This window comes from Paractinoplanes brasiliensis, assembly GCF_004362215.1.
GTDB lineage: Bacteria > Actinomycetota > Actinomycetes > Mycobacteriales > Micromonosporaceae > Actinoplanes > Actinoplanes brasiliensis.
Map to the genome: position 1 here is coordinate 3,174,840 of NZ_SNWR01000001.1, position 14,328 is coordinate 3,189,167.

General features: G+C 69.3%; 9 protein-coding genes. 2 read left to right on the forward strand and 7 right to left on the reverse strand.

Going from position 1 to position 14,328, the window contains the following annotated elements; all coding sequences use genetic code 11:
* Positions 1 to 295: 295 nt before the first annotated feature.
* Positions 296 to 853, reverse strand: coding sequence for a Uma2 family endonuclease (locus C8E87_RS14150; RefSeq protein ID WP_133873531.1), 558 nt, complete (start codon positions 851 to 853; stop codon positions 296 to 298).
* A gap of 147 nt (positions 854 to 1,000) precedes the next feature.
* Complete coding sequence (tmk, locus tag C8E87_RS14155; protein ID WP_239080371.1) at positions 1,001 to 3,556, reverse strand: dTMP kinase; 2,556 nt, start codon at positions 3,554 to 3,556, stop codon at positions 1,001 to 1,003.
* A gap of 191 nt (positions 3,557 to 3,747) precedes the next feature.
* On the opposite strand from tmk, the gene C8E87_RS14160 reads away from it, so the two are divergent.
* Positions 3,748 to 4,953, forward strand: a complete 1,206-nt coding sequence (locus tag C8E87_RS14160) for an amino acid deaminase/aldolase (protein WP_133873532.1) — start codon at positions 3,748 to 3,750, stop codon at positions 4,951 to 4,953.
* A 4-nt stretch (positions 4,954 to 4,957) separates the two neighbouring features.
* Here the strand turns inward: C8E87_RS14160 and C8E87_RS14165 are convergent, their stop codons facing one another.
* Positions 4,958 to 5,587, reverse strand: coding sequence for a TetR/AcrR family transcriptional regulator (locus C8E87_RS14165; RefSeq protein ID WP_133873533.1), 630 nt, complete (start codon positions 5,585 to 5,587; stop codon positions 4,958 to 4,960).
* A gap of 137 nt (positions 5,588 to 5,724) precedes the next feature.
* Here C8E87_RS14165 and C8E87_RS14170 point away from each other — a divergent pair, with 137 nt between their 5' ends.
* Positions 5,725 to 7,026, forward strand: coding sequence for a D-arabinono-1,4-lactone oxidase (locus C8E87_RS14170; RefSeq protein ID WP_133873534.1), 1,302 nt, complete (start codon positions 5,725 to 5,727; stop codon positions 7,024 to 7,026).
* Positions 7,027 to 7,032: 6 nt separating this feature from the next.
* On the opposite strand, the gene topA is transcribed toward C8E87_RS14170, so the two are convergent.
* The 4 genes from topA to C8E87_RS14195 all read right to left on the reverse strand — a co-directional run bounded on the left by topA (position 7,033) and on the right by C8E87_RS14195 (position 14,239).
* Positions 7,033 to 9,876, reverse strand: a complete 2,844-nt coding sequence (topA, locus tag C8E87_RS14175) for a type I DNA topoisomerase (RefSeq protein ID WP_133873535.1) — start codon at positions 9,874 to 9,876, stop codon at positions 7,033 to 7,035.
* A 197-nt stretch (positions 9,877 to 10,073) separates the two neighbouring features.
* Positions 10,074 to 11,282: a hypothetical protein gene (locus C8E87_RS46925; protein WP_438866057.1), complete on the reverse strand. Its 1,209-nt coding sequence runs from the start codon at positions 11,280 to 11,282 to the stop codon at positions 10,074 to 10,076.
* Position 11,283: 1 nt separating this feature from the next.
* Complete coding sequence (locus tag C8E87_RS14190) at positions 11,284 to 11,814, reverse strand: hypothetical protein (protein WP_133873536.1); 531 nt, start codon at positions 11,812 to 11,814, stop codon at positions 11,284 to 11,286.
* Positions 11,815 to 11,905: 91 nt separating this feature from the next.
* Positions 11,906 to 14,239: a sodium-translocating pyrophosphatase gene (locus C8E87_RS14195; RefSeq protein WP_133873537.1), complete on the reverse strand. Its 2,334-nt coding sequence runs from the start codon at positions 14,237 to 14,239 to the stop codon at positions 11,906 to 11,908.
* Positions 14,240 to 14,328: the final 89 nt, after the last annotated feature.

Consider the following 14,328-nt stretch of genomic DNA (forward strand, 5'->3'; position numbering starts at 1 on the left):
TGATTCTGACCGCTCGGGAGCCTTGACGAACAACGCCCCGCCCATACGCTGAGTAGCCGCGTGCACCAGCTCGCTCGCGATGTGGACATAGCCCCGCAGCGTCCGCGAGTCCGAATGACCCAAGATCTCCTGAACAACCTCAATGCCCGTCCAGGGCAGCAACCCCAGTCAAGCTGGCACCGCTCTACGTCGGCCACCCACTGGCGATCGCGATCTCCCGAACCGGAGGCGGGAGCGGCAGAGGCACAGATTGTGCCCCCATCGCTGCGCGGCGAGCTGTAGGCGGCTGGAGCTGTCAGCGGCGGACGAGGGAACGGGTGTCGAGTTCGAATCGGAACGGGTAATCGGACGTCAGGCTTGCACCGGTCTTCACGACGGCTTCCTCGACGTAGTGGTGGCCGTCGAGGCGGTTGAGTCGCAGCGTCAGCGAGTCCGGTGCCTCGTGTTCGACCAGGAGGTACCACCCGATGCCAGCGGCGGCGTAGAGCTGCATTTTGAGCACGCGGTCCATGGCGGCGTTGCTCGGCGAGACGATCTCACCGATCAGAAGCACTCGGGACGCATCTGCCGTGACGGCCTCTTCGTCCTGGTCCACCACAACAAGGTCGGGAATCACAATGCGGCCGGTGTGCAGTCGGACGTTGATCGCCTCGTAGACGAAGAGCCCGGCAGGATCGGCTCCTTCGTCCAGCGCATTGGCCAGACGGCGGGAGAGGCGCTGATGGCTCATACTCGGCGCGGGGCTCACCACCAGGCTCCCATCGATGAGCTCGATCCTGTCCGTCGTCTCGCCGAGTGCAAAATACTCGTCCTCAGTCCACGGACCGACGTGGTCAACTACTCCCACGCTCATCGACTACGTCACCTCCAGCAGCGGCTCATAGAGAAGATGCCTCCGTCCACGGTACGGCAACTCAGGCAGTACGTTGTTCCTGTGAAGGAGCACGGCGGCGTGCGCGTCCTTGGCCGGGGTGGGGTTTCTTTTCGCCGGGCCACCGGATCAGCGGTAGCGGCCAGGGCCGTCCGGGGTGTCGTCGTCGTTGATGCCGATCAGCTCTGCCATCTCCTCGAGCGGCGGCCCTTCGTCGGGGCGGTCGTCGCTGGTTGCCGAGCCCGGGATCGGATCTGTGGCGCCGGCGTCGTGGGCCGTCGAGCGGTTCGGGACGGGTTGTGTCGTATCGGTGCCGTTCACCGAGGGCCGAGACGACTCATCGACGTCCCTGATCGGCCGGGTGATGTCTGCCGGGATGGTCTGCGTGATGTCGGCGGTGTCGGCGACCTGGGCGGGGGCGATCCGCTGCGTGCGTTCGGCGGCATCGTGGGCCCAACCGGCCGGGTCAGGAATCGACTCGGCCGGGACGTCGAGGCGCGCCGTAGGCAGGTCGCCGACGGCGACGGGATCGGCAGCATCGCCCAGGGCGGGGGCAGAGCGGTCGGGGGTGGCGGGCTTGGCCCGCCGGTCGTCGGGGCCGACTCGGCGGTTGACGGCCGCGGTCAGGTCGGGCGCCTGCAGGTCGGGGCCGGGCGGCAGCTCGGTGGAGGCCGGGGCGGGCGAGGGCTCGTTGGCGCCCAGCAACCCCGCGAGACGCCCGGAGACCGTGGCCGTGATCTCGTCGGCCGGGCGGGCCGCGTCGAGGACCAGGTAGCGCTTCGGGTCGGCGGCCGCCAGGTCGAGGAAGGCGTACCGGACCCGGTCGTGGAAGGCTCGCGACTCGCTTTCCAGGCGGTCGGTGCCTTCGCCGCGGGAGTCGACGCGGTTGAGTCCGACGCCGGGGTCGACGTCGAGCAGGACGACCAGGTCGGGTTTGAGGCCACCGGTGGCCCACGAGGAGAGCCACGAGATCTCGGCGACCGGCAGGGTGCGCCCGGCGCCCTGGTAGGCCAGGGAGGAGTCGACGTAGCGGTCGCTGATCACCACTGCGCCGCGGGCCAGGGCGGGGCGGACGACCGTGGCGACGTGGTGGGCGCGGTCGGCCGCGTAGAGCAGGGCCTCGGCCCGGGGTGACGGCGCCTCGCTCTTGTCGAGCACCAGCCGGCGGATACGGGCGCCGACATCTGTCGCTCCGGGCTCGCGGGTCACCACGACGTCGCGGCCCTCGGCCTGCAGGAGCGCCGCGAGCCGGGTGACCTGGGTCGACTTGCCGGCGCCCTCGCCGCCTTCGAAGACCACGAAGACGCCGCTGCGCACGAACTGCTCGGCGGGGGCGAGCGGACGGCCGCGCAGCGAGCCCCAGAGGTCGGCCAGCACGGGTACGCCGCGTTTGTCGTCCATCTGCCGGAACGAGCCGATGCCGACGAAGACGCCGATCGCGCCGGCCACCAGCAGCAGGACGCGGGTCGAGGAGACGTCGAAGTGCAGGGCGCCCAGGTCGACGCGGCGCGAGCTGCCCAGGCCGACGAGGAAACCGGAGAGCGTGATGGCCAGCAGCAGCACCATCCGCACGCCGATCTGGACGACCGCGAACACCCTTCCCCGTACGGCGTCGTCGACCTCGCCGTAGAGCAGCGTGGTGCCAGCCAGGAACGCCATGCCCGCGCCGGCGCCGACGAGCAGCGCGCCGACCAGGGCCATCGAGAGGTGGAAGGCGACGCCCAGGAACATCACCGAGCCGCTGGCCAGCACGATGCTCATGCCGAACCAGCGCCGGCGGGACAGTTCCCGGACGATCATGGGGCCGAGGCCGATGCCGACCGCCAGGCCCATGAAGATGGTGCCGAAGAGCAGGTAGAACGCCGCTTCACCGGCGCCCAGCGAGGTGGCGAAGGTCTTTGCCGCGCCGATCACCACGCCGCCGGCCGCGAACGCGCCGAAGATGCCGAGCACCAGACCCCGTACGAGGGGGGTTGTTCCGATGTATTTCCAGCCGTCGAGGAATTGACGGGTCATGCTCTGTTGCTGGGCGGCCTCCTGCCGTTCCGCGCTCTTGCCGCCGATCTCCTTGATGCCGAAGAACACGGTCAGCGCGGTGACGAGGCGGGAGATCGCGTTGAGGTAGAGGGCGATCTGCACGGGTTGCGCCCAGTCGGGCAGCGACGCGCCGGACTGCTGAATGCCCGCGGTGAGGGCCGAGAGGGCCAGCGCGGCCAGGATCGGCGTGATGCCGTACGTGGTGACCAGGGTGAGCTGGTTGGAGACCTCGATCCGGGACTTGGGGATGAGGTTGGGCACCGCGGCTTCCTTGGCCGGGATCCAGATCAGCGTGATCGTCTCGCCGATGAACGTGGCGATGGTCGCCCAGGCCACGGTGACCGCCGGGGAACCGCCGAACAGCGGGACGAGCGGGATCGAGCCGTAGAAGACGAACCGGATGAGGTCGGTGATGACCATCGTGTAGCGCCGGTCGAACCGGTCGGCGAACACGCCCGCGATCGGTCCCAGCAGCAGGGCGGGCAGCAGGCGTACGGCGATCGTGCCGCCGAACGCGGCGCCCTGGCCGACGCTGCTCTCGAACTGGGCAGCGGCGAAGATGCCGGTGGCGAGCAGGCCGATCCAGTCGCCGAAGGAGGCCAGGCCGAGAACGAGCCAGAGGCGGCGGAACGGCCGGATGCGAAGCACCGAGCGCAGCGCGGCCGCGCCTGACAGGTCGACCGGGCCGGATTCCCGCTTTTCGGTGTCGATGACCGTACCTCCCGTGATTACTGCAGGTGCACTCTATCGGGCGGCTCGAAGCTGCCGGTTCGCCCACGTTCGGGTATCGAATAAGTGAAGACCTTTCGCATTGCTCGTAACGGCGATACGGTGCGGGCGTGATCGAGGAGCGCAAGGTTTTGCAGAAGCGGCTCGACCGGGCCACCGCCCACCTCGAGACGCCCGTTGCCGCGGTCGACCTCGCCGCCTTCGACGACAACGCGGATCAGCTGGTCGCGCGGGCGCAGGGCAAGCCGCTGCGGGTCGCGAGCAAGTCGGTGCGCTGCCGTACGCTGCTGGAACGTGTTCTGGCCCGGCCCGGCTGGCACGGGGTGATGGCGTACACGCTGCCCGAGGCGATCTGGCTGGTGCGCACCGGCCTGACCGATGACGTGCTGGTGGCGTACCCGACCGTCGATCGCACCGCGCTGCGCGAGCTGACCAGCGACACCAAGCTGGCCGACGCCATCACGATCATGGTGGACCACCCGTCGCACCTCGATCTGGTCGACCAGGTCACCCCGCCGGGCGGGCGTCCCCCCGTACGGCTGTGCCTGGATCTCGACTCGTCGTGGCGCCCCACCGCCGCCCTGCATGTCGGTGTGCGCCGCTCCCCCGTGCACTCGGCGGGGCAGGCGTCCGTGCTGGCGCGCCGGATCACCGAGCGCCCCGGCTTCAAGCTGGTCGGGATGATGTCGTACGAGGCGCAGATCGCCGGCCTGGGTGACCTGCCACCCGGGCAGGCGCTGCGCGGCCGCGCGATCCGCCTGATGCAGTCGCGCTCGTTCCCCGAGATCGTGCGACGGCGGGCCGAGGCGGTGGCGGCCTTACGCGAGCACACCGACCTCGAGTTCGTGAACGCCGGCGGCACCGGCAGTGTGGCCGCGAGCGGCGCCGATCCAGTGGTGACCGAGGTCACGGCGGGCTCCGGCCTGTACGGTCCGACACTGTTCGACGCCTACTCCGCGTGGCGGCCCACCCCGGCCGCGTTCTTCGCGCTCAGCGTTGTGCGCCGCCCGGCGCCACGGATAGCGACAGTGCTCGGCGGCGGCTGGATCGCCTCGGGCCCGGCCGAGACCTCCCGGCAGCCCATGCCCTACCTGCCCGAGGGGCTGAGATTCAAGCCCGACGAGGGGCCCGGCGAGGTGCAGACCCCGCTGGTCGGGGCGGTGGCCGGCACGCTACGGCCCGGCGATCGGGTCTGGTTCCGTCACGCCAAGGCCGGCGAGCTGTGCGAGCACGTCAACGAGCTGCAGCTGGTCGACGGGGAGTCAGCGACGCCGGCCCCGACGTATCGAGGGGAGGGGCATGCCTTCCTGGGGTGACCCTTCAGTTGGTCACATGGCGGTGCAGGTACTCCCGGATCAACGCCTTGGCCTCGGTCAGAACCGCCTCGTCACCGCTCTGGTCGCGCCGGAAGGCCAGCTTGATCAGCGCGTCCGCCGCCTCGACCGAGATCTCCAGCGAGAACCGCAGCCGCGCCCTGTCCATCAGCTGGAACTGGTCGACCAGCAGCTCGGCCAGGCGCTCGGCGATGACCGCGTTGTTGTCGCGTTCGACGTCGAGCAGGCGCAGGTCGACCACGTCGCCGAAGTGCAGCGTGCGGAAACCGGGCACCGAGCGATGCATGTGGATGAAGATGTCGATCGCCGCGTCGACGCCGTCCCACCAGTGGGCGAACGTCTCGCTGCCGAACCGGTCGGACAGGCCCTGCAGGTAAGCGTCCATGTTGCGCATGGCCAGCGCCTGGACGATCGCCCGCTTGTCGGGGAAGAACTGGTAGACCGAGCCGATGGCGACCTCGGCCCGCTCGGCCAGAAGCGTGGTGGTCAGGCCCTCATAACCGACCTCGTCCACGAGCTCGGCACAGGCGTCCAGCATGCGCTGGACCCGGGCAACGCTTCTGCCCTGCACCGGGACACGTCGCAGCGGCCCAGTGGTGACGGTTGGTGTCGACACGCGTCGCCACTCCCTCTCAGCAGTGATAATCGGAACGTTACTCGGATCAACGAGCGAGGCGCATCGACGGGACGCGCGAGGCGCTCCGCATGCCCGGTTTTGTGCGACTGTCCGCTCGTACGGAGGACAAAGCCATAATGACTACCCCCCGGAACGCCCGACGTTGGATCAATTGGGGCGGCAACCAGCAGTCACTCGCCGTCGACGTCCTGACCCCTGGCACTGTTGACGAGGTCGTCGGCCACGTCAAGGAGGCGTCGGAAACCGGACGCAAGGTCAAGGTTGTCGGCAGCGGTCATTCGTTCACCGACATCGCGGTCGCCAACGATCAGCGCATGCTCCTGCATCAGCTGACCGATCTGGTCTCGGTCGACGGCCCGCTGGTGACGGTGCAGGCCGGGATGCCGCTCTGGAAACTCAACGAGACGCTGGCGCAGCACGGGCTGGCCATGCCCAACCTGGGTGACATCGACGCGCAGACGATCTCCGGGGCCATCTCCACCGGTACGCACGGCACGGGCGCGAGCCACTGCACGCTGGCGACCTGTGTCGAGGGCGTCAAGCTGGTCACCGCCTCCGGCGACGTGCTCGAGGTGCGCAAGGACGATGAGATCTTCCCCGCGGTACGCCTCGGGATCGGCGCGCTGGGGATCCTGGTCGAGGTGACCCTGCGGTGCGTGCCGGCGTTCACGCTGCTGGCCGACGAGCGGCCGATGGCCCTGGTCGACGTGCTGGCCGGCCTCGACGAGTGGATCCCGTCCAACGATCACGTCGAGTTCTACTGGTACCCGTACACCGACCGGGCCCAGCTCAAGCGCAACAACAAGGTGGCCGAGAACGACCGCCCGCTGTCCGGGTTCCGGGGCTGGATGGACGACGAGTTCCTGGCCAACACGATGTGGCAGGGCGTCTGCAAGCTGGGCCGCCGATTCCCCGCTGTCGTCCCCACGGTGCAGTCGATCGCCGCGCGGGCACTCACGGCCCGGACGTACACCGAGCGCTCCGACCGGGTTTTCTGCACGCCGCGGCGGGTGCACTTCACCGAGATGGAGTACGAGATCCCGCGTGAGGCGCTGCCCGAGGTGCTCGGCGCGCTGCCGGGGATCATCGACGGGCTGCCGTTCAAGGTGCAGTTCCCGGTCGAGGTGCGGTTCACCGGCCCCGACGACGTCTGGCTGTCCCACGGTTACGGCCGGGAGTCGGCGTACGTGGCCGTGCACCAGTTCACCGGCGCGCCCTACGAGCCCTACTTCCAGGCGTTCGAGGCGCTCTGCAAGCCGCTCGGCGGACGTCCGCACTGGGGCAAACTGCACTACCGTACGGCGGAGGACCTGCGCCCGGTCTATCCGAAGTTCGACGACTTCGTGGCCGTGCGCGACCGGCTCGACCCGGCCCGGGTGTTCACCAACGACTACCTGGACCGGGTGCTCGGAGCCTAGGCGTTATTACTCCGCGTTCGCCGTGGCCTTGGCCGGCGCTGCCTTCTTTGCAGCGGCGGCCGGGGCCGCGTTCTTGGCCGGCGTCGCCTTCTTCGCGGCCGCCTTCTTGGCCGGCGTGACCTTCTTGGCGGGCGCCTTCTTGGCGGCCGTCTTCTTCGCCGGAGTTTCGGCCGCGGCCGCCTTCTTGGCCGGCGCCTTCTTCGCCGCGCGCTTCTTGGGCGCCGGGCCCTTCGCCCTCTTCTCGGCCAGCATCTCCGACGCCTGCTCGATCGTCAGGTTCTCGGGGGTCTGGTCGCCGCGCAGCGACGCGTTGTACTCGCCGTCGGTCACGTACGGCCCGAACCGGCCATCCTTGATGACCATGGGCTTCTCGGTCACCGGGTCGGGGCCCATCTCGCGTAGCGGCGGCTTGGCGGCGGCCCGCCCGCGGGTCTTCGGGGCCGCCAGCAGCGCCAGCGCCTCGTCGAGGGTGACCGTGAACAGCTGATCCTCGGACGCGAGCGAGCGCGAGTCGGTGCCCCGCTGCACGTACGGCCCGAACCGGCCGTTCTTCGCGATGATCTCGTTGCCCTCGGGGTCCTTGCCGACCACCCGGGGCAGGCTGAGCAGCTTCAGCGCCTGGTCGAGGGTGAGCGTCTCGGGAGTCTGCGAACGGAACAGCGAACCGCGCCGCTCACCGCTCTGCACGTACGCCCCGAACCGGCCCGACTTGATCAGCACGGGCTCGCCGGTCTGCGGGTCGTCGCCGAGGCTGCGCTCGCCGCCACCGCCGAGGAACAGCTCCTTGACCTTGTCGGGGGTCAGCTCGTCGGGTGCGACGCCCTCGGGGATCGAGACCCGGTTGGCCTTGTCGTTCGCCTGCTCCTCGGTCGCCCCGGGGATCTGACGTTGCAGGTACGGACCGAACCGGCCGACCCGTACCACAATGTGCCTCCCCTCTTCGTCGTCGAAGAGCGGGATCGAGTTGATCAGGCGCGCGTCGATGGCGCTCAGGTTCTCGGTGACCATCTTGCGCAGGCCACCGGATCGGGCGATCTCGTCGTCGGCCCCGGCGGTCTGGCTGCCGAAATAGAACGCGGTCAGGAAGTCGAGCGAGGCGTGGTCGCCGCCCGCGATGCCGTCGAGGTCGTTCTCCATCGCGGCGGTGAAGCCGTAGTCGACCAGGCGTGGGTAGTGCTGCTCCATCAGGTTGATCACGGCGAACGCGATGAACGTCGGGATCAGCGCCTGTCCGCGCTTTTCGACGTACCCGCGGTCCTGGATGGTCTGCATGATCGACGAGTACGTGGAGGGGCGGCCGATGCCCAGCTCCTCCATCGCCTTGACCAGCGACGCCTCGGTGTAACGGGCCGGCGGGCTGGTGTGGTGACCGGCCGCGTTCAGCTCGTCGGCGTCGAGCGCCTGGTCCTTGACGAGGTTCGGCAGGCGGCGCTCGGCGTCCTCGGCCTCCGCGTTCTCGTCGTCGGACGATTCCACGTACGCCTTGAGGAAGCCCGGCTCGGTGATCGTCTTACCGGTCGCACCGAAGTCGGCCTCCTCCTGCGCGGTGGAGACGGCCCGGATGCGCACGGAGATCGAGTTGCCGACCGCGTCGGTCATCTGCGAGGCGACCGTACGCCGCCAGATCAGCTCGTAAAGGCGGAACATGTCGCCGGTGAGCTCGCCGGCCAGTTCGGCCGGGGTGCGGAAGCTGTCCCCGGCAGGCCGGATGGCCTCGTGCGCCTCCTGCGCGTTCTTGACCTTGCCCTTGTAGTGGCGGGGCTCCGGCGGGACGCTGCGCTCGCCGTACAGCTCGGCGATCTGCCGGCGAGCGGCCGCGATGGCCGTCTCCGACAGGTTGACCGAGTCGGTACGCATATAGGTGATGTAGCCCTCTTCGTACAGGCGCTGGGCCGTACGCATCGCCTGGGCCGACGACATCCGCAGCTTGCGGGCGGCCTCCTGCTGCAGCGTCGAGGTGATGAACGGCGGGTACGGCCGGCGGCGGTACGGCTTCTCCTCGACCCGGGTGACCGTGAACTCCCGGCCCTCGAGCCGCGCGGCGAGGCCCCGGGCGCCGCTCTCGTCGAGCTGCACCACGGCGGCGCCGGGCTTGAGACGGCCGGTCGTGGGCTCGAAGTCCTTGCCGGTCGCGATCCGGTCGCCGTTGAGCGCGATCAGCGTGGCGCCGAACTGGCGCGGGCCGTCGACCTGACCCCGTACGGCCAGAAGGGCGTTGATGTCCCAGTACTCCGCCGTACGGAACGCCATGCGCTGACGCTCACGCTCGACGACGATGCGGGTCGCCACCGACTGGACGCGGCCGGCCGAGAGCTTCGGCATGACCTTTTTCCACAGCACCGGGCTGACCTCGTAACCGTAGAGACGGTCGAGGATGCGGCGGGCCTCCTGCGCGTCGACCAGGTTCTGGTCGATGGCACGCGGGTTGGCCACGGCGGCCTGGATGGCGGGCCGGGTGATCTCGTGGAAGACCATCCGGTGGACGGGGACCTTCGGCTTGATCGTCTCGAGGAGGTGCCACGCGATGGCCTCGCCCTCGCGGTCCTCATCGGTGGCGAGGAAGATCTCGTCGACCTCCTTCGCCAGCTTCTTGAGCTTGGCGATCTGCTGCTTGCGGTCGGCCGAGATCACGTAGAGCGGGTGGAAGCCGTTGTCGACGTCGACGCCCAGCCGTGCCCACGACTCACCCTTGTACTGTTCGGGCACCTCGTCGGCGTTCTTGGGCAGATCGCGGACATGGCCGATGGAGGCCTCGACCAGATAGTCGGGCCCCAGGTAACCGGCGATCGTCTTGGCCTTCGACGGAGACTCGACGATGACCAGACGGGTCGTCCTGGTGTCACTCGGCACGGCACTCCCAAACTTCGTACTCACGCGTCCGGCCCTCTGGACCCGGCTGAACACAGACTTTCAACGTAACGCGCCGGATGAGTCAACATTCCCCGGGCAAGCCGGAGCCGGATGGTAACGGTCCGGCCACCGTATGCCTCCGACGGCGACACCGTACACCGCCGACATACTGTCGTGTCGCACACAATCCCGGAAGATCATGCAGCCGCGCCGCCGGGCCAGAGCCTTTCCGGCGCCGCCGCGGGCCGCTCCCCGACCAGCTCAGCGAGCCGCGCGACCCGCCTCTTGCCCATGATCAAATAGCGTCGGCCATCTTCCGACACACGCCCGCCAAGACCCGCCCGGACCAGCGCGGCATCGATCTCCGCGACGTCCTTACCGGGGTCGAGACCCAGCGCGTAACCGCCCGGCACAGGCTCCCCCGCGGCAGCCACCCAGAGCCGCAGCCGCGGGCCGCTCAGAAAAAGCTCGGCCGCCGCGCGGGGCCAGGCCTGAGCAAGACCATTCAACCTCCGGGAGTACGCCGTCCGAACCTCGAAACTGGGCCCGGCCGGCTGAGACTCCCCATCGCCCGGCTCCTGGTGCGCGCCGCCCGCCCCCTCGTCGCCGCCCAACCCTTCGTCGCCGCCCGCCCCCTCGTCGCCGCCCAACCCTTCGTCGCCGCCCGCCCCTTCGTCACCGCCCGGCAATTCGTCGCCGCCCGGCAATTCGTCGCCGCCCGGCCCTTCGTCGCCGCCCGACCCCTCGTCAGCGCTGGTCGACGAAGCGCTCGAATTTCCGGAGGCTCGCCTGCCCGCGGACACCTTCAAAGCCCCGCTTCTCTCTCGGTCCGCCGTCCCACCCCTGCCCAGCCTTCCCGACATTTCCGATTTGTCGGACGAGAGGGAGGTGTCATGATCCTCGTCGGGCGAGGGCTCGTGCACCTCGTCAGGCAAGGGCTCGTGCACCTCGTCAGGCAAAAGCTCGTGCACCTCGTCAGGCAAAAGCTCGTGCGCCTCATCGGGCGAGGGCTCGTGCGTTTCGTCGATGTCCGGAATTGCGTCTTCTTCCAACGGCGCGTACACGACATCACGTACATCTGAAGCGTTTTGCTCATCGAGGGGGCGCCAGTTGACCACCAGCCCGCGGATGACCAGCTCGGCCACGAGCACGTGCACTCGCCAGGCGGCATCGACCGGAACCGTCACGCGGGCCGTCCCGCCCATGCGCCCCAGCACCCCCGGCCCGGCGAGCAGTCCCGCGAGATCTCCCGGTGACGGCTCGATGGTCTCGGCGCCGAAAAACGGCAACTGGCGGCCGGCCTCGGGCGGCGGATCGGCCCGCGGGTGAGCCGGGCGCTTGGCAGCAGCCTGAACCGGCGCGGGGAGCACCTCGCGCGGGATCAGCGGCCACCCCGTCTCGGTCATCTCACCGGCACTCGGGCACTTCGTCGAAGGCGGCCTTGAGCTCGGACGAGTCGAGCTTGCTGGTGTCGAGCCCGCTCGCCTGATAGTCGGACTGCAGCTGCTGCACCACCCGGGTCACCTGCTCGTAGAACGTCTGGGCGGGAGCCGTCTGAAGGGCCTCGATCCCGCTTTTGGCCCTCGAATAGGCGTCGCGCGTGGCGGCCAGCGAACCGGTGAAACCGTCGGCGATCCGCTCGCCGTCGTCCACGTCGGGCACTCCCGCCTTGACCACGCCGGCCCGCGCCTTCTCACTCGCGTCGGCCGCCCCGCCGAACAGGCGCATCAGGTTTTCCTTGGCCTGGCGCGGGGTGGTGGCGGTGTCCATCTGCTGCTGGGTGCGCGTGGTGAGCGAGCCGATCTCGGTGCGCCACGGCTCGAGGGTGGTGCACACCGAGGCCGCCCAGGCACGGGCGTCGTGCGACCCGGAACAGGCGGCGAGCGATGCGAGGACTGCGAGAACAACAAGTAGAACAACGGGTCGGGCCGGGCGCATGGGAAGCAGCGTACGGGCAACGTCCGACAACCTCATCTATGGTGCGGGGCACCCGGCGTCGCCGAGTGCCCCGCACCTTCGATCCGCAACCTCAGGCGGTGACCTTCTCGGTCGGCGTGGAGTTGCTCGACGAAGCGTCGTCGCCCATCGAGATGGGCTTGCGCTTGCTCCACACCACCGCGCCGGCGATGATCGCCGCCGCCACGACCGCGATCGTGATGCGCAGCGGGTTGTTCTGGTCGTCGCCGATGCTCCAGGCCACGACGGCCGGGGCGATCAGCAGCGAGACCAGGTTCATCACCTTGATCAGCGGGTTGATGGCCGGGCCCGCGGTGTCCTTGAACGGGTCGCCGACGGTGTCGCCGATGACCGTCGCGGCGTGCGCCTCGGAGCCCTTGCCGCCGAAGTTGCCGTCCTCGACCAGCTTCTTGGCGTTGTCCCAGGCCCCACCGGAGTTGGACAGGAAGACCGCCATCAGCGTGCCGGCGCCGATCGCACCGGCCAGGTAGGACGCGAGCGCGCCGGCGCCGAGGCCGAAGCCGACGGCGATCGGGGCCATGATCGCCAGCAGGCCGGGGGTGAGCAGCTCACGCTGCGCGTCCCGGGTGCAGATGTCGACCACGCGGCCGTACTCGGGCCGCTGGGTGCGGTCCATGATGCCGGGGAACTCGCGGAACTGGCGGCGGACCTCCATGACGACCGCGCCCGCCGAACGGGACACGGCATTGATGGCCAGCCCGGAGAAGAGGAACACGACGGCCGCGCCGACCAGCAGGCCGACGAGGTTGCGCGGGTTCGCGATGTTGAGCAGTCCGAGGATCTCGTTGCCGACCTCACCGGCGTCGATGCCGGCGTCCTCCAGCGAGGTGGCCAGGCTGTTGGTGTACGACCCGAACAGCGCGGTCGCGGCGAGCACGGCGGTCGCGATCGCGATGCCCTTGGTGATCGCCTTGGTCGTGTTGCCGACCGCGTCGAGCTCGGTCAGGATCTGCGCGCCGTTCTCGTCGACGTCACCGGACATCTCGGCGATGCCCTGCGCGTTGTCCGAGATCGGGCCGAACGTGTCCATGGCGACGATGACGCCGACAGTGGTCAGCAGGCCGGTGCCGGCGAGCGCGACGGCGAACAGCGACAGGGTGAGCGACGAGCCACCCAGCAGGAACGCGCCGAACACACCGGCGCCGAGCAGCAACGCCGAGTACACCGCGGACTCGAGGCCGACGCTGATGCCGGCCAGGACCACGGTGGCCGCGCCGGTCTGCGACGACTTGCCGATGTCCTGCACCGGACGACGATTGGTCTCGGTGAAGTAGCCGGTCAGCGCCTGGATGGCGGCGGCCAGCACGATGCCGATGACGACCGCGCCGATCGCGATCCACCGCGGGTCGCGGCCGCTGGCCAGGACATCCGCGGCGATGCCGTCGTCGTTGAAACCGGCGAACGTGGACGGCAGGTAGAGGAAGCTGACCACGGCGACGATGACCGCGGAGATGACCGCGGAGATGTAGAACGCCCGGTTGATGGCGGTCAGGCCGTTGCGGTCGCTCGGACGCAGGCGGGTGATGAAGACACCCAGGATGGCGATCACCACGCCGACCGTCGAGACGATCAGCGGGAAGATCAGACCGTCCTGACCGAACGCGACCTGGCCCAGGATCAGGGCGGCCACCAGGGTCACCGCGTACGACTCGAACAGGTCGGCCGCCATGCCGGCGCAGTCACCGACGTTGTCGCCCACGTTGTCGGCGATCGTGGCGGCGTTGCGCGGGTCGTCCTCGGGGATGCCCTGCTCGACCTTGCCGACCAGGTCGGCGCCGACGTCGGCGGCCTTGGTGAAGATGCCGCCGCCGACCCGCATGAACATGGCGAGCAACGCGGCGCCGAAGCCGAAGCCCTCGAGCACGGTCGGGGCGTCGCTGCGGAAGATCAGCACGACCAGGGCGCCACCGAACAGGCCCAGGCCGACGGTGAGGAAGCCGACCACGCCACCGGTGCGGAAGGCGATCCCCATCGCCTTCTCGCGGCCGCCGCTCTCGCCCGCCGCCGCGGCCACCCGCAGGTTGGCCCGCGTCGCCAGCGCCATGCCGGCGCCGCCGATGAACGAGCTGAACACCGCGCCGACGATGAAGAACAGCGAGCGCCCGATCTTGACCCAGACCTCGTTGTCGGTTTCGTGAACCGGCAGGAGGAAGAGCAGGACGACCGCGATCACCACGAAGATGGCGAGGGTCTTGAACTGGCGGAACAGGTAGGCCGAGGCGCCCTCTTGGACGGCTCCGGCGATCTCCTGCATGTTCTTGGTACCCCGGCCGGCCTTGAGAACCGACTGGACGAACATCGCCGCGAAGCCCAACGCGATGAGCGCGAAGACCAGGGCGACGATGACAAATGTGACGTTAGAACCACTTAATGAGGTCCCGGACATCAATGTCCTCCTGTACACCGACCGCGCCCGGTTACGGCGGACGAGACCACACCCGGGCGCATCCCCTCTTCAAGGGGAGACGACAACTG